The following is a 15,522-nucleotide window of genomic DNA, read 5'->3' as shown; positions in this document are numbered from 1 at the left end:
TCACCTTGCACCGTCAAAGTAGTAAAAGGCAAAACCAAAGCAGGTCACGAAAGATGCCCTGCTTCTGGTTTTGCCTGATTGAACAGTAACAATCCAGTTATTCATTAGCCTTAGGCCCATCTTACCATATAAATATCTATATGACAATGTTTTTGTGAAAGCGGTTAATGTGACTAATTATGACATGAGAAGATGCTTGTCAACCATGCCTTTTGAACCACTATTATTCGTTAATGCCTTTCAAGCTTGCACCATTAGTACTAATAACTTCTTTGTACCAATGGAACGATTTTTTCTTATACCGTTCCAGTGAACCTGTTCCGTCGTTGTTGCGGTCTACATAGATAAATCCGTAACGCTTCTTCATCTCTGCAGTCGATGCACTAACCAGGTCGATACAGCCCCATGAAGTGTATCCCATAACTTCGACACCATCTTCAAGCGCTTCACCAACCTGCACCAAGTGGTCATTCAGATATTGAATGCGATAATCATCATTTACCGTTTTATTGCCGTGCTCGTCCGTGATCAATTCATCCACGGCACCCAGCCCGTTCTCAACGATAAACAATGGTTTTTGGTATCGATCCCAGTATTTATTCAGCGTAACACGCAGACCTTGCGGATCGATCTGCCAACCCCATTCACTTGCTTTAAGGTAAGGGTTTTGAACCCCTGCAAACAGATTTCCTTTTCCTTCAATGCGTTTCTCCGGATCACCTGTCTCACAGATACTTACATAGTAGCTGAACGAGATAAAGTCGACCGTATGCTTCAGAATTTCCGCATCTCCGTCTTCGAACTTGATATTGATATTATTCGCCTTGAAATAACGGTTAATGTATTTTGGATAGTATCCACGTGCGTGGATATCGGCAAAAATGTCATTACGTTGTTCTGCATGCATCGCTGCAACCACATCATCCGGATTCGGAGTCAGCGGATACGTTGGCATACTTAGAACCATACAGCCAATTTTGGCTTCCGGCATAATTTCATGACCCAGTTTAACAGCCAGTGCACTTGCCACCAGCTCATGGTGAATCGCCTGATACAGATCCTGCTTGCTCAATTGGTCTTTTGGCGTATAGATCCCGCCGCTCATGAATGGCTCCTCCAAAATGGAGTTGATTTCATTAAACGTCAGCCAGTATTTTACTTTGCCTTTGAAGCGGTTGAACAGAACGGTTACATAACGTTCGTAAAACTCGATCATTTTACGGTTAACCCAGCCGTCATACGTTTTGGACAGATGCAGCGGCGTCTCATAGTGAGAAATCGTTACTAGGGGTTCAATCCCGTATTTATGGCACTCATCGAACAGGTCATCGTAAAATTGCAGACCTTTTTCGTTTGGCTCAAGCTCGTCCCCTTTAGGGAAGATTCGAGACCAGGCAATGGATGTACGGAACACTTTGAAGCCCATTTCGGCAAACAGTTTTACGTCCTCTTTGTACCGGTTGTAGAAATCGATTCCGATCAATTTCAGGTTATCTTCCGTAGGTCCTTCCGTTCTTGGCGTGGTGATCCCGTGAGGCATCACATCTTGGACAGACAATCCCTTACCATCCGTATTATAAGCTCCTTCAAGCTGGTTGGCAGCTACCGCGCCGCCCCATAGAAAGTCCTTAGGAAATGGTGTTGTCATCTCAATCATTCCTCTCTTATCGTGTCTATTCATTGTTTGTCAGAAGCGTTCAAGCTATCCGAACCTGTAATTACAGCTGTTCACCATTGCTTGCAATCACGTTTTTGTACCAGTCAAAAGAATCCTTTTTGGAACGTTCGAGGGTTCCGTTACCTTCGTCGTCCAGATCAACGTAGATGAAGCCGTACCGTTTGGACATTTCGGAAGTGGACATACTCACCAGGTCAATTGGACCCCAAGCCGTAAATCCGATTAGATCCACACCATCCTTGATGGCTTCCTTCATTTGTTCGATGTGTTTTTTCAGGTAATCCACACGATAGGAGTCATGAATCGAACCATCTTCTTCTACTTTGTCATAAGCTCCAAGACCATTCTCTACGATGAACAATGGTTTTTGGTAACGATCCCAGAAGTTGTTCAGCGTTATGCGCAGGCCAATTGGATCGATCTCCCAACCCCAGTCGGAAGCTTCCAAATAAGGGTTTTTTACACCGCCAGCCAGGTTGCCTGCAGTTTCCTCCAGGTCAGCAGAAGCTGATTTGGTTACGGACATGTAGTAACTGAAGGAGATGAAATCGACCGTGTTGTTCAGCAAAATTTCATCATCGCCAGCTTCTTTTTGAATCATGATGTTGTTCTCTTCAAAATAACGTGCCATGTAGTTCGGGTATTTACCACGAGCGTGCATATCCGTGAAGAAGAGGTTGATCTGATTCTCGTGTTGAGCCAGACGCACATCTACCGGGTTACAAGTCGCCGGATATGTCTCCATGCGAGCGAGCATACAGCCTACTTGGGAACCAGGAATAATCTCATGCGCAAGTTTTGTTACCATGGCACTTGCTACGAATTGGTGATGCAGCGCTTGATACGTCGTTTGCAATTTGTTGTCTACTTTATCGATCAGAATGCCGCCGCCAGTGTACGGGCTGAACAGCATGACGTTGATTTCATTGAAAGTCAGCCAGTATTTCACTTTGTTTTTATAACGGTTGAATACTGTTTCTGCATATCTTACGTAGTGCCCAATAACTTCACGGCTAGCCCAGCCATTGTACTTCTGTGTCAGACCGAGCGGAGTTTCGTAGTGAGACAAGGTCACCAGCGGCTCAATGCCGTATTTCAAGAGTTCATCGAAGACTTCGTCATAGAATTTCAGACCTGCTTCGTTCGGTTCCTGATCATAACCGTTCGGGAAAATTCGCGCCCAGTGAATGGACAAGCGGAATACTTTGAAGCCCATTTCGGCAAACAAGGCGATGTCTTCCTTGAAACGATGATAGAAATCGATACCAAAGCGTTTCGGGAAACGCTCTTCAATTTTGCCTGACAGAATTTCTTCGATGCGGGAAGAGGAGATTTCCATAGCATGTCCGCCCGTACGTTTCTCTTTGGGAACATGGGCGATCATATCTGCTGTGGAGAGACCTTTGCCGTCCTTATCGAATGCACCCTCCAATTGATTGGCAGCTGTAGCGCCGCCCCATAGGAAGTTTTCAGGGAATCCTTTTTTTGCAGTAGTCATGAACAACAACCTCTTTTCAACAATTTATTTTGTAATGACAAGTCAGAAAGATAGAATGTCCTATTTCGAGCAAACCAACACGGTAATCAGTAGATCCAATTGAGGTTGTTCCTGATCCATGGACCCAAAAGAGGCCAGAAAACAAGAAAAACCTAAACTCAAGGTAAAATAGCGCCCAAAAAAGGAGCTTTCATTTCACCATCAGTTTAGGTTTTGCCTGTCTTCGCAGTAACAATCCATCAAACGATGTATTGATTATTTGGTTGTTTTTCTCTCGTGATGTAAGCGTAACATATCTATATTTGAAAATCAACTTCACCACGTGACACCCATTTTATATAGAAGAACTTCAACGCGGCATGCGCATAATGGCTGCTCTTAATGCATTTGTGCCGTCTGTATGACCCAGATAGCTTGCAGGACTTTGGTCGCCTAGAGCAGGCACCTTTTTGCTCATCCCTTCCAGTGCATACTCCCCCATTTCGCATAAAAGTACCTGACATATATCTGCCGGAATCCCCTTTTGTTTCGCGCTTTCCACCAGTTTTGGATCGACCTGCAAAAAGCGATCAGCAAAGCACATAACAAATGAGTCCCAATTCTCCTGATTGAATTCAGCAAGAAATATATCTTTCATACTCATGTAAATTACCTCCCTGAAATGCGATTTGATACCCCGAAGTCCTATCTGACATAATTCAGCCTTAAGCCGCTTGAAACGATAACTGAGACAGGTAAACTTAATTTTACATGTTTTTTTGGGAGATTGAACACCTGAAGGAGGAACCCATCATGACTGATGAAGCAAGCACAGCCGGCTGGGATGCCATTGATACAGCATTTAACGAACTTTATGGGGAGCAGGAACCCAAACATTATGGCACAGCCATCCCTTATGCGCTCGGAGGACCTGACCCTCTGGATGGAATCAGTGCCTATAAAGTGGAACACCCAACGCCTCATTGGCATTTTGTAACGTACGGATTCTCCGAACTATATGACAAAGAAACCAATGATCCAGAGCACAGTGGATATGGATTCGAACTGACCTTTCGGCTTACCCGAACAGAGGATGAGACTGAACCTCCAGCTTGGGCCCTGAACTTGTTACAGAATATGGGGCGGTATGTCTTCAATAGCGGTAACGTATTTCGCCCAGGCGACTACCTGGATGCCAATGGACCGATCTGTCTGGGCTCTGATACCTTGCTGACCGCCCTTTCCTTTATTGAAGACCCGGATCTGAATCAGCTGTCCACCCCTAATGGTACAGTGGAGTTCATTCAAATGGTCGGGATTACTGGACGTGAAATGGAAACGATGCAGACGTGGAACACACGTGGCTTCCTCAAGGCATGCGAAGCATTTATGCCCAAGTATGTTACGGATCTCATGCGCAACTCCTATGTGGATATTCCATCGGTAGGGCAGGCTGTTCAGCGTGGAATTGAGCTTGAAGGCTCCAGCACGGCATTTTTATTCATACAACAACTGGCTTGGACGCCTTCCCGCAAAAGATTGCTGCAAAAAAATACGCCCGCCGAACTCCAGCTGGGAGCCAAACAAGCGGTTCTGATTGGAAAAATACTGCGCAGCCGTATTGCAAAGCGTGCTCCGTTATCACTTGTCGGTTCAGGTGTAAATATCACCTTCGAGGCCGGGGAAAACGCTTATTTTCATGAAGAAGAAACCAAAATCACCGTAACCGTGAATGAACAGACAGTAAACGAACTAACAGCTCATCTTAAACCTTCGGAAATGACATTCGAGATTCCTTCCCTTCCCGGATTGGTTATCCAAATCGTCCGAACTGAAATTACCGACCAGGAAGGTCGCGTCGTAGAAACCATCGGTTAAATGTAAGGAGGTAGTATCATGTCTGTCACTACATCGGCCTTGCTGGAACATTGGTCTGACATCAGTGCACCTAGATCGAGCATGGCTCATATTAAATATATTTCCAGGACCAGTCTGGAAAGATTGCGCAAAATCAATCATTTTCTGATCGGTGCCTTCCAGCGCAGTCTATCGGATATCCGAGAGAATCTGTCCAGCACCTATCTGTTTCTGCTTACGGATGCGGATGGCGTGCTGCTCGCCATGGATTACAGCCCTGATCTGGAGGATGAAGTGAAGCAGTCACCGATTCGTCCAGGCATGGTTTTCACTGCACAGAGCTGCGGAATCAACGCCATCTCGGCCACCATGGAAAAGAACGAACCGGTATTGCTGCCGCCAGAGCAGCATGAGAGCCCGCTTTTTCAACAATGGCACTGTTACGCTACGCCTCTATCTGTAGGAATCAACCATTCCGGTTATCTGGATGTGTCCACCATTAACGCAGATATGCAAAGTGAATTAATCGCCATTGCCAAGCTCATTCCTGCCCATATGCAGAACAGCTACCAGAGCCTGATGTCATCCGTTCCTACCGAGAAGCCTTCTGTGGATTTCACTGAGCGTCAGTTAACCATCCTTGAAATGATCTCAAAAGGGTTAACCGTTAAGGCCATAGCTTTGAAATTAAAAATCAAGGAATGCACCGTGAATCACCACAAAAAAGTGATCTTCAACAAATTAGGTGTGCAATCCAGCACGGAAGCTGTTTCAATTGCAAGCCGATTGTCTTATTTATAGTGGAACCCCTATAGTTTCCTATAGCTGGTCAAGAAGAACACTTGTGCTACAATTTTGGAGTACGCAACATTACAGAGAGAGAACACACACATTTATTTCAGGAGGGTTTTATGTCTATCACAAAAAAAACGTCTTTATTCACTATGCTCATCATGATGATGCTTGTTGCAGCCGCTTGCGGTGACAAGGCAGATAACAACGCTCAAACGGAAGACACGACTAAAACAGAAACTGCAGCCGCTACAGACACGGATACAGCCAAAACTGAGGATACTGAAAGTACGGAAACGTCGACTGACGGAGCAGCTGAGGAAGAAGACAATTCAGCTAACGTGGAACTGGGTACAACCGAAAAAGGTTCCTACACGAATGACTACTTCGGTGTATCCTTGAAATTCCCTGAGGAATGGGAGTTCCAGGATGCTGCAGGAATGAACGAGCTGACAAGCGCTTCTTCGGATGCCATTGCCGGTGACGATGATACGAAGAAAAAACAGCTTGAACTGTCCCAAACAAAAACACTGAACCTGTTGATGGCTTCAGAATTGCCTCTGGGTGGTCAGGAAGTGGGTCCTTCCGCTATGGCTATTGCCGAGAAAGTCAGCCTGCTGCAAGGGATTCGCACAGGTAAAGACTACCTGGAAGCAACCAAGAAATTCATGGTCGACAGCCAGTTCCCTTATGATTATAAGGAAATCACAACCGAAACGATCGGTGGTAAAGAGATGGATGTTATGCAAATCACAATGGATGCTGGTGACGGCACAACCATTACACAGGATTACTACAGCACCATCATTGAAGGTTATGCCTTCAACTTCATCTTCACGTATTTGGATGATGCAAGCAAAGCCGAAATTGACAATATCAAGAAATCGGTGCAATTCAAATAATACCGTCCACAACCTAAAACAAACGTATAAAGGACCCCGCACAGTTGATCTTGCACAGATCACTGACGGGGTTGTTTTTTTGTGCCTGCTCGTGTGATCACTCTGATCCGTTCTAACCAGAAACGGCCACCCAGTGCCCTTCCGTTACTTCGACCCACTTGGACTGCTCCAGATTGTAACGATCGGCTAGCTGCTCCCTGCTGTTTTCTTCAAACACCGTGCGTTTTTTCTTCGCTTCCACAGCCGGATCAGGGACCGGGATTGCAGAGAGAAGCGACTTCGTATACGCATGCTGTGGATTGGAATAGAGCTCTTCACTCTCAGCAAGCTCAACGATTTTACCGTTATACATCACAGCCACACGATCACTGATATGTTTGACCATGGACAAGTCGTGTGCAATAAAAAGATACGTCAAACCAAGCCGCTGCTGCAATTCCTCAAGAAGCTGTACGATCTGCGCCTGTATGGACACATCGAGCGCAGACAACGGCTCATCACACACAATAAATTCCGGTTCCACAGCAAGTGCCCGCGCAATCCCGATTCTCTGTCTCTGACCGCCAGAGAATTCGTGAGGGTACCGCAGCGCATGGGATGGATCAAGCCCCACCATTTCCAGCAGTTCTTCCACCCGCTTCTCCCTCTCCGCTGTTGTCTTGGTCAGCTGATGGATATCAAGAGCCTCCCCGATAATGTCCATAATTCTCAATTTCGGGTTCAATGAGGCGTAGGGGTCCTGGAAGATGATCTGCATATGCCGTCTCATCGTTTTCATTTCCGAAGTGGACAGCCGGTTTAGTGGAACCCCTTTGAACAAGACATCCCCGCCAGTCGGTTCATGCAGTCTCAAGATGGCACGCCCCGTCGTGGATTTTCCGCTGCCAGACTCTCCTACGACTCCCAGTGTCTCGCCCTGTCGGATATAAAAGCTGATATCATTCACTGCCTTCAGTGTATTGCCTTTGCCAAGATTAAAATGCTGCCGCAGGGATTTCACCTCAAGCAGAGGCTGATCATCTTGTAGATCCTTAGGGAACAGTGAAACCGGTTTGGGTTTCTTCTTCTCATCCAACCGCGGCAAGGCATTCAGAAGTCTGGACGTATATTCGTGTTTCGGATTGGCGAAGATCTCCGCCGTCGTCCCGGATTCCACGATCTGTCCCTCTTTCATGACCACGACGCGGTCACACATTCCGGCCACAACCCCCAGATCATGGGTAATCAGTATAATGGACGTCCCCAGCCGTTCCTGCATGTCTTTCATCAGATTCAGAATTTGTGCCTGGATAGTCACGTCGAGTGCAGTTGTTGGTTCATCGGCAATCAGCAGCTCCGGGCGGCAAGCAAGTGCAATGGCGATCATGACCCGCTGACGCATGCCTCCCGAGAACTCGTGCGGGTACTGATTGTAGCGCACCTCACTCCGTGATATGCCAACCAGCTCGAGCATGGCGATGGCTTGCTTTTTCGCTTCCCTGCGAGACAGCTTCTGATGCTTGATCAAACTTTCGGAGATTTGTTTTCCAACTTTGATGGTCGGATTAAGCGAACTCATGGGATCCTGAAAAATCATGCCGATGTCGCGGCCGCGGATGCTTTCCATCTCCTTTTGCGTTTTGGTCGCCAGATTGACTCCACGAAACAAAATCTCTCCCTGCTTCATCTGAGATGGAGGAGAAGCAAGCAGCCTCATAATGGAACGGGCTGTTACACTTTTGCCGCTCCCCGATTCTCCAACAATCCCAAGCGTTTCCCCTTTCCGAACCTCGAAGCTGACCTCCCGTACCGCCTGAAACTCATTCTCTCCAGAATGAAAAGAGACGGACAAATCACTAACTTTCAGTAAAGGCTGCATGTAAACACCTGCTTTCCTTCATATTTACGCGTTTCATAATATGTACACAATTCCATACCTTGACAATTGAATAGACCCTAAATAATATATACTATATCAATCGGAATAATGCAATTTAAAACTGAATGTAGGGAGGTTTGCACGGTTTGAATCTTGCAGTAGGCGGCAAAATGTCACGGCTTGCACAGCATCTGAGTTTCATTTATGGCAAAATGCTGCTTCATCCCTCCTACCGATATGTGCTGTTTATTCTCGGGCTGCCGATCAATCTGATTGTGCTTCTGGTGTGGCAATCCAGACACCAAAAGGATGGATGGCAAACCACTCAGCGAGCTGTAGAACAGGAGATGCACTCTTCTTCTTACCGGGATAAGCTTCGAACCATAGTAGAAGAACAGCTGAGGCGCAAACATCGCTTCTTCCAGCAGCAGGTCAGTGAAACAGAATTCAAGCGTCAGACGGAGCAGTGGCTGGAGGAAACATATCAGAAAGAGTTGTATGAACGAACGTCACGCAGGCTGCAGGAACATGGAGAACAGCGCCTGACCATGGCAGACACGTTCCGTGCATTGCTGGATAAACCCTGGTTTGTGGCTCTATCTATCATTCCAGGCTGTCTGATGTACGTCATACTATGGATCTATGGCAATCCTTATCTAAAGTACATATTCGAAAGAATACTGATGACTCTATTCGTCATTTTGGGTGTAGCTACCCTCGTATTTACTATCTTGTATCTGTCTCCATTCAACCCGGCAGCCAACATTCTCGGAGAGACAGCGACACAGGAGCAGATTGCAGCCTTTAATCACGTATACGGTCTGGATCAGCCTTATCTCGTTCAGCTCTGGAACAATATCAAGGGAATCGCGCTGTTTGATCTGGGCAAATCCTTCTCGGGAAATGAGGATGTTACTGCGACCATAGCCAGAAAGTTTCCAATTACACTGACACTCGCAGTCATTTCTCTACTGCTTGCCCTTGTCATCGCACTTCCCATCGGGATCATCTCAGCGATCAAGCCCAATTCGCTGTTTGATTACACATTTATGTTTATCGCCCTGATCGGATTGTCGATTCCGAACTTCTGGCAGGGACTGATCTTCATCCTGAACTTCTCAATTAAAATGCAGTGGCTGCCTGCGACCTTCAATCCTCAGAACTGGCTGTCCATCATTATGCCAACCATTGTTCTGGGAACAGGATTAACGGCTGCAGTGGCCCGGATGACCCGTTCTTCCACGTTGGAAGTTATTCACGAAGATTACGTGATGACAGCTCGCGCCAAAGGACTCAGCGAACGGAGTGTTCTGCTGAAACATGCGGTACGCAATGCGTTGATTCCAATCGTAACGGTGGTTGGATTGCAATTTGGAGGTATGCTCGGCGGAGCGGCCGTAACGGAGAAAGTATTTAATATTAGTGGACTCGGCAGTTACATTGTGGATAAACAGTTTATTCCCGATATTCCGAGTATCATGGGCGGAGTAGTGTATACAGCGATTACCATTTCCATTATTAATGTAATCGTAGATCTGTTGTACGCATTTATTGATCCAAGAGTACGTTCCAAGATGAAACAATATTAAAGCAGGTGCAATATGACAAATTCGGGTTCCCTAACACAAGAAGTGCGTTTCCGGCTTAAGTCTTCACCAGAATACAGTCAGGCCAGCTTTGCGTGGGTTACTTCTCTCCTATTGACGGTGTTACTGCTGTTTAACAGTTATGACCTGGGCAGGCAAGAATTCAGACCATTTCTGCTAACTGCACTTTGTATCTATCTTTTCTTTACGATCATTCAGAGTATCCTGATGCTGCTCATCCGAAAAGACTTGACCAGACACGGACATATCTCAGCATTAACCCGCAGGCTGGCTTGGGTTCAGCTGCTGACCATCTGCTCTGGCAATATTTTCATCGTCACAGCAGCATTTCATCTGATCAAAAAAGCAAAGCAAGTGGAATACACCTTTGCGGTCTATATGCTGCTGACGCAGCTGTTCGTTATTGGCGTATCGGCGCTCAATATGTTCAAACCCTATGTATCCGATACGTTTTTGCCAGCCATGGCCGCCTTGCTATTCATTCTGGTCATTGACCTGGTCGTTTTGATGATTGTAGCCCAGTATACTGCTGCTTCGGTCATTCCACGCTGGATGATTGCTGTCAGCATCCTGCTGATCCTTACCTCGGTCACAGGAAACGTATTTGCACTCCTGCTCGGCATTTCCATCATCGGGCGCTACCGGAGACAAGGGAAACAGAAATCAAACTTCTGGAACGACCTCTGGGACCGACTGGCTCCTAACGTAACAGCGATGTCCGGCATGTTTTTTATCATCTTTCTATTTTCCATCTCGATCTGCAGTTTCTTCACCTTTGATTACAGCATGGCGGTCGAAAACAACTATTCCGCCCTGCTGCAGCCGCCATCCCTGGCTTATCCACTCGGGACGGATGATTTCGGGCGATGCCTGTTCTCGCGAATCGTATTCGGTGCCCGCATCTCGTTGATCGTAGGCTGCCTGTCGACCATTATTCCTGTGATCATTGGTGGAGTCCTTGGAGCCTTCTCCGGATTCTATGGAAGACACACAGACAATATCATCATGCGGCTGCTCGATGTCCTCTATGCCATTCCGGGCATCCTGCTGGCCATTGCCATCATTGCGGCATTTGGCGCCAATACGGTCAATCTGATTCTGGCACTCAGTCTGGGCTCCATCCCGACTTATGCACGTACCATGAGAGCCAGCGTCCTGTATGTTTCCACCTTCGAATTCGTAGAGGCTGCGCGTGCACTCGGCTATAACAACCGTTCCATCATTTTCAAGCACATCATTCCCAACTCGCTTGCACCAATGATCATCAAGTCCACGCTTACGATTGGCGGAGCGGTCATTGCTACCAGCAGCCTGAGCTATCTGGGACTGGGTGTCGAACCACATATCCCGGAATGGGGCAACATTCTCAAGCTGGGCAGTACATATCTGGAAACGCACTCGTATCTCGCCATTTATCCGGGGCTGGCTATCATTCTGCTCGTTCTGTCATTCAACTTTCTCGGTGATGGTCTGCGCGACGCACTTGATCCGAAATTGGTAAAGGCTTAATTCAAGCAATTCTAACAATTCATTCAATTCATTCCATTCAAAATTATCCAGGAGGTAATCCCATGAAAAAACGTTCGTTGATCTCATTGCTGCTTATTCTCGTCATCGTGATTTCGGGCTGCAGCGTGAAGACCAAGTCCGAAACCCAATCGGAGACGACCCCCACTTCGCCAGCAGAGAACGCTCAGAATCAGGCTCCAGTCGACATTGAGTTGCTCGCCCAAAGTTCTTCCGAAAATGACGTTAATATCATCCGTGATCAGCTGACCAAAAACGGCTTCAATGTAAAGCTGAATCTGCAGCCGGATTACGGCAGCTACAAATCCCAACAGGACGCGGGCAACTATGATATTGCTCTCTCCAGCTGGACGACAGTAACCGGTAACCCGGACTATGCCGTTCGTTCTCTTTTCAAAACCGGTGGTGACTACAGCATTCTGGCGGATGAAGAGATCGATAAACTCATTGACGCCGCAGCCACCCAAACACCCGAAGAATACAAGGAAACGTACAAACAATTGGAGGACCGCCTGGTAACGGATCAAGCCTACATCGCTCCATTGTACATTTCCTTGAAGAGTCAGGCCGTGAATCAGGACATCCTGAATCCGGATACGGTGCGCCTGTCCAAATCCCGTGCCATGGCTTGGGAACCGATCGAATTCAAGGACAGTTCCAAGAATACTAAGGATCCACTGATCCTGACTCAAAGTGCTTCCGTGCTGACTTCCCTTGACCCGATCAAAGGCAACGACGGCTCCATCAACCAATTGAACACCAACATGTATGTTCGTCTTGTAAACCTGACGGATGATGATCAACTGACAGCCGAAGCATCACTTTCCCACAATTTCAGCATCGCTGAGGGGAATTCGGAGTATTATTTCATTCTGAGAGACGATATTAACTTTGCAAAGATTGAAAACAAAAAGGCAGTGGATACCGGGGAGCGCGTTGGTGCCGATGACGTCATCTTCTCTCTGGACCGCGCCAAAAATAAAGACTCTGTTCCGGATCACCGGACATACAGCTTGCACGAGCATATCAAAGAAGCTGAGCTGGTAACCGACCTGAGCACCCTGGAATCCATCCAGCAATCCGGCGGTAACGGAACCATCAAAGACGCTCTCGAGCAAGGACTCGATTCCAAAATCACCGAACTGGTCTCAGACAAAACAAAAGCGGATAATAGTGCAGGTAAATATCAGGTCGTGAAACTAACCACAACAGAGCCTTTCCCTCAAGTCCTGAATTACCTGGCTCACCAATCCGCGGGGATCGTGTCCAAGAAACAGGTGGAGAGCATCAACACCTATGACGTAGCTTCTTTTGACGTAAACAAGGATATTCCTTATGGTGACCAGAACACGGTAACAGAGGGGGCTTCGTACAACAACACACTGTATGCAAGTGGACCTTACATTCTGGCTTACAAAAACGATTACGAGGGCGTATTCTATCAAAACCCCGGATACCGCAAAGGCTCTGAATATGCTCCGAAAATTTCACAGGTAAACGTACGCTTCATCGCGGATGCTGACAGTGCATTGTCTGCCCTTCGCAGCAGTGAAATTCATTTGTATTACGGGGTACCAGAAACGAAGTATGACATCATTGAAAGTGACAGCAAGCTGAAGCTGCAGAGCATTCCGAGCAACGCGGTTTCCTATCTGCTGTTTAACACCAAGAATAGAGATGTGGCGAAGAGCAGTGACTTGAGAAAGGCAGTGCTGTACTCCATTAATCAGGATGAGATTCTCCAGTTCTATAAGAACAACAAGCTCAAAGCCTACTCTACGGTAAGTCCGCTCGTTCAGACAGGGAATGAATTGAAGTCTGATCCGGCCAAAGTAAAAGAGTTCTTGAGCAATTACAACGCATCCAAGTAGATAAAAGCATAAACGGCTGCTGACAGAATCACTCCAGGGTTCTGTCGGCAGCCGTTTTCATATAATGCAGATTGCATCTAGGTTGAATGATCTACCTGGAATATCTTCGCTGCACTCCAGGCAGGAGAGTAACAACCTGAATTGCGACGCCCCATGCAAAATAAATCAGATGAATGATTGAGACATGCTGTATCCAGAATACCTGAACCATAATCCAGATATGAAGTGCGAACCCTGTATACAAGGAGAATGTCCATCCCCAATACCGATCCAGGTAGAGATTAAGTTTTTCTCCTATTTCCCAATGAGAGTATGTTATAAGCGAAATGGCAATCACGATCGGCATGATACCAAGAACCAACAATAGTATGATTCCCGGAATCAAAAAATTGCCAAACGGGGAATGCTCCAACAACGAATTTGACATATGGAGGAGACTTCCTGATGAATCGATAATGAGGCCTCCCCCTCCAACGATCGCACCAATGCCCAAAAATCCATGCAATATAATGAGTACCCACGATAATCTGTCCGAACCCTGGCCGGATCCGAGTCGCTTCTCACCTGCGTTCATACCTCACCCTCCAGACAAGTGTACAGATGGCACTGAATTCTCAATTCCATTTTCACATATAGAGGAGACTGTTCCTGTGCTCTTTTTCACAAATTCGGTTGCGGCTACAATGGCTAATGGTAAAACTTGATAAAAGAACGTACGTTCGGTATAATGGTGTTATCCTGAATGAGCGAGAGGCAGATATGGACGACAAATTTATTAAAGAATTACGCGAGATTAGTCGGGATGATAGACGAAGATCCGAATTCATGATTCAAGGCATGAAAGAAACACTAGAAGAAAGAAAGCAGCAGAACATACTTAAGCGCTGGATCCGGCGCAAGAAAGCCGAGAAGAAAATCTCACAAAGATTCAATCCGAATCCCCACTCGGATCAAAAGTAAGACATAAAAAAGGAGGCAACACGTGCCTCCTTTACGTTTACATATGAGCATTGATCTAGTAGTTAGGAATTGTATATAATTGGACCCTGACCTTCTATAGAACTTAATTTCATTTGAGAGCTGCTGCATCAAGGCAAAATGGCAAAGGATCTAACCGGGAATCCGGAAGCTTTTTCGGCCTTGGGTACAATGTTGAAGATCACTGCACCTTTTGCTGGCACCTGATCCAGATTGGTTAACAACTCTACCTGATATGTATCCTGAGCAAGCACATAATATTCCGCGAGAAGTGCGCCATTCTTCTGATAGTCCACAGCTGAATCGGTATCGAAGGTTTCATGACCAATGGCCTTGATTTTGCGTTCTTCGAACAAAAACATCAATGCACTAACCGACCAACCGGGTGCATGGCTGTTGCCTTCTGCATCCTTGTTGTCGAACTTTTCATGATCGGGCCAGCGTTTGCTCCAATCGGTACGGAGTGCCACGAAGCTGCCTTCTTCAATGACCCCATGTTCCTTTTCGAATTCAAGAATATGCTCGACATCCAGCGTAAAGTCCGGATTGCCCGCCACGGCAGCAGACTGCTCAATAACCACAAGCGGCAGCACAAGTTCCTTCAGCCCTAGCTGATCCAGATAACGCGTGTCACGCACAAAATGAATCGGTGCATCCAGATGGGTGCCGTATTGACCGGGGAACTTGAAGCTCTGAGCGAAAAAGCCTTGGTCGTGATTGAACAGCGTATCAAACTGTGCTGCATCAAAAGCAGAAAAGTGCGGCGATTCCGGGCCGAATGTATGGGTCAGATCAACCCACTTCTTTTCTTTTAACACTTGAATGGCTTGAATAAGTTCGTTGGACAATTGGATCACCTCATGCGCAGAATGGAATAAATTTCTACTATTATATCTTAAACCTCCATCTATGGGAATGCAGTTCTGTTGCTGCCATCAACAATAAAACAGCCACCTTCCCAAACGGAAGATGGCC

General features: G+C 46.6%; 13 protein-coding genes. 7 read left to right on the top strand and 6 right to left on the bottom strand.

Annotated features, from left to right (window positions below):
- Window positions 1–223: 223 nt before the first annotated feature.
- The 3 genes from PIL01S_RS18510 to PIL01S_RS18500 form a co-directional block, all read right to left on the bottom strand.
- On the bottom strand, window positions 224–1,648 hold the full coding sequence (locus PIL01S_RS18510; RefSeq protein WP_127538790.1) for a glycoside hydrolase family 1 protein: 1,425 nt from the start codon (window positions 1,646–1,648) through the stop codon (window positions 224–226).
- A gap of 70 nt (window positions 1,649–1,718) precedes the next feature.
- A complete protein-coding gene (locus tag PIL01S_RS18505; RefSeq protein WP_127538789.1) occupies window positions 1,719–3,176 on the bottom strand; it encodes a glycoside hydrolase family 1 protein in 1,458 nt (485 codons plus the stop codon).
- A gap of 349 nt (window positions 3,177–3,525) precedes the next feature.
- Window positions 3,526–3,819, bottom strand: a complete 294-nt coding sequence (locus PIL01S_RS18500) for a hypothetical protein (RefSeq protein WP_127538788.1) — start codon at window positions 3,817–3,819, stop codon at window positions 3,526–3,528.
- A 149-nt stretch (window positions 3,820–3,968) separates the two neighbouring features.
- Between PIL01S_RS18500 and PIL01S_RS18495 the strand changes: the two genes are divergently transcribed.
- The 3 genes from PIL01S_RS18495 (at window position 3,969) to PIL01S_RS18485 (ending at window position 6,706) form a co-directional block, all read left to right on the top strand.
- Window positions 3,969–5,033, top strand: a complete 1,065-nt coding sequence (locus PIL01S_RS18495; protein ID WP_127538787.1) for a suppressor of fused domain protein — start codon at window positions 3,969–3,971, stop codon at window positions 5,031–5,033.
- Window positions 5,034–5,051: 18 nt separating this feature from the next.
- Window positions 5,052–5,813: a LuxR C-terminal-related transcriptional regulator gene (locus tag PIL01S_RS18490; protein ID WP_246058451.1), complete on the top strand. Its 762-nt coding sequence runs from the start codon at window positions 5,052–5,054 to the stop codon at window positions 5,811–5,813.
- A 110-nt stretch (window positions 5,814–5,923) separates the two neighbouring features.
- The gene (locus PIL01S_RS18485) at window positions 5,924–6,706 is read left to right on the top strand and encodes a hypothetical protein (protein WP_127538786.1); all 783 of its coding nucleotides are present in this window, start codon (window positions 5,924–5,926) and stop codon (window positions 6,704–6,706) included.
- A gap of 112 nt (window positions 6,707–6,818) precedes the next feature.
- On the opposite strand, the gene PIL01S_RS18480 is transcribed toward PIL01S_RS18485, so the two are convergent.
- A complete protein-coding gene (locus PIL01S_RS18480; protein WP_127538785.1) occupies window positions 6,819–8,564 on the bottom strand; it encodes an ABC transporter ATP-binding protein in 1,746 nt (581 codons plus the stop codon).
- Between the two features lie 170 nt (window positions 8,565–8,734).
- On the opposite strand from PIL01S_RS18480, the gene PIL01S_RS18475 reads away from it, so the two are divergent.
- The 3 genes from PIL01S_RS18475 (at window position 8,735) to PIL01S_RS18465 (ending at window position 13,569) form a co-directional block, all read left to right on the top strand.
- Window positions 8,735–10,153, top strand: coding sequence for an ABC transporter permease (locus tag PIL01S_RS18475; protein ID WP_127538869.1), 1,419 nt, complete (start codon window positions 8,735–8,737; stop codon window positions 10,151–10,153).
- A gap of 12 nt (window positions 10,154–10,165) precedes the next feature.
- On the top strand, window positions 10,166–11,680 hold the full coding sequence (locus tag PIL01S_RS18470; RefSeq protein WP_127538784.1) for an ABC transporter permease: 1,515 nt from the start codon (window positions 10,166–10,168) through the stop codon (window positions 11,678–11,680).
- Window positions 11,681–11,742: 62 nt separating this feature from the next.
- Window positions 11,743–13,569, top strand: a complete 1,827-nt coding sequence (locus tag PIL01S_RS18465) for an ABC transporter substrate-binding protein (protein ID WP_127538783.1) — start codon at window positions 11,743–11,745, stop codon at window positions 13,567–13,569.
- A gap of 91 nt (window positions 13,570–13,660) precedes the next feature.
- Here PIL01S_RS18465 and PIL01S_RS18460 read toward each other — a convergent pair whose 3' ends face one another.
- Complete coding sequence (locus PIL01S_RS18460; protein ID WP_127538782.1) at window positions 13,661–14,143, bottom strand: hypothetical protein; 483 nt, start codon at window positions 14,141–14,143, stop codon at window positions 13,661–13,663.
- Window positions 14,144–14,328: 185 nt separating this feature from the next.
- On the opposite strand from PIL01S_RS18460, the gene PIL01S_RS18455 reads away from it, so the two are divergent.
- The gene (locus tag PIL01S_RS18455; protein ID WP_095290136.1) at window positions 14,329–14,529 is read left to right on the top strand and encodes a hypothetical protein; all 201 of its coding nucleotides are present in this window, start codon (window positions 14,329–14,331) and stop codon (window positions 14,527–14,529) included.
- A 128-nt stretch (window positions 14,530–14,657) separates the two neighbouring features.
- Here the strand turns inward: PIL01S_RS18455 and PIL01S_RS18450 are convergent, their stop codons facing one another.
- Window positions 14,658–15,395, bottom strand: coding sequence for a cyclase family protein (locus tag PIL01S_RS18450; protein WP_127538781.1), 738 nt, complete (start codon window positions 15,393–15,395; stop codon window positions 14,658–14,660).
- Between the last annotated feature and the right edge of the window lie 127 nt (window positions 15,396–15,522).

The sequence above is a fragment of the Paenibacillus illinoisensis NBRC 15959 genome (assembly GCF_004000925.1).
GTDB classification, from domain to species: Bacteria; Bacillota; Bacilli; order Paenibacillales; family Paenibacillaceae; genus Paenibacillus; species Paenibacillus illinoisensis.
The sequence above is the reverse complement of the archived record's forward strand: the minus strand, read 5'-3'. Positions and strand labels throughout refer to the sequence as shown.

Coding starts and splice junctions, on each gene's coding strand:
- PIL01S_RS18510 (WP_127538790.1), bottom strand. CDS start 1,648: ATGACAACACCATTTCCTAAGGACTTTCTATGGGGCGGCGCGGTAGCT.
- PIL01S_RS18505 (WP_127538789.1), bottom strand. CDS start 3,176: ATGACTACTGCAAAAAAAGGATTCCCTGAAAACTTCCTATGGGGCGGC.
- PIL01S_RS18500 (WP_127538788.1), bottom strand. CDS start 3,819: ATGAGTATGAAAGATATATTTCTTGCTGAATTCAATCAGGAGAATTGG.
- PIL01S_RS18495 (WP_127538787.1), top strand. CDS start 3,969: ATGACTGATGAAGCAAGCACAGCCGGCTGGGATGCCATTGATACAGCA.
- PIL01S_RS18490 (WP_246058451.1), top strand. CDS start 5,052: ATGTCTGTCACTACATCGGCCTTGCTGGAACATTGGTCTGACATCAGT.
- PIL01S_RS18485 (WP_127538786.1), top strand. CDS start 5,924: ATGTCTATCACAAAAAAAACGTCTTTATTCACTATGCTCATCATGATG.
- PIL01S_RS18480 (WP_127538785.1), bottom strand. CDS start 8,564: ATGCAGCCTTTACTGAAAGTTAGTGATTTGTCCGTCTCTTTTCATTCT.
- PIL01S_RS18475 (WP_127538869.1), top strand. CDS start 8,735: ATGTCACGGCTTGCACAGCATCTGAGTTTCATTTATGGCAAAATGCTG.
- PIL01S_RS18470 (WP_127538784.1), top strand. CDS start 10,166: ATGACAAATTCGGGTTCCCTAACACAAGAAGTGCGTTTCCGGCTTAAG.
- PIL01S_RS18465 (WP_127538783.1), top strand. CDS start 11,743: ATGAAAAAACGTTCGTTGATCTCATTGCTGCTTATTCTCGTCATCGTG.
- PIL01S_RS18460 (WP_127538782.1), bottom strand. CDS start 14,143: ATGAACGCAGGTGAGAAGCGACTCGGATCCGGCCAGGGTTCGGACAGA.
- PIL01S_RS18455 (WP_095290136.1), top strand. CDS start 14,329: ATGGACGACAAATTTATTAAAGAATTACGCGAGATTAGTCGGGATGAT.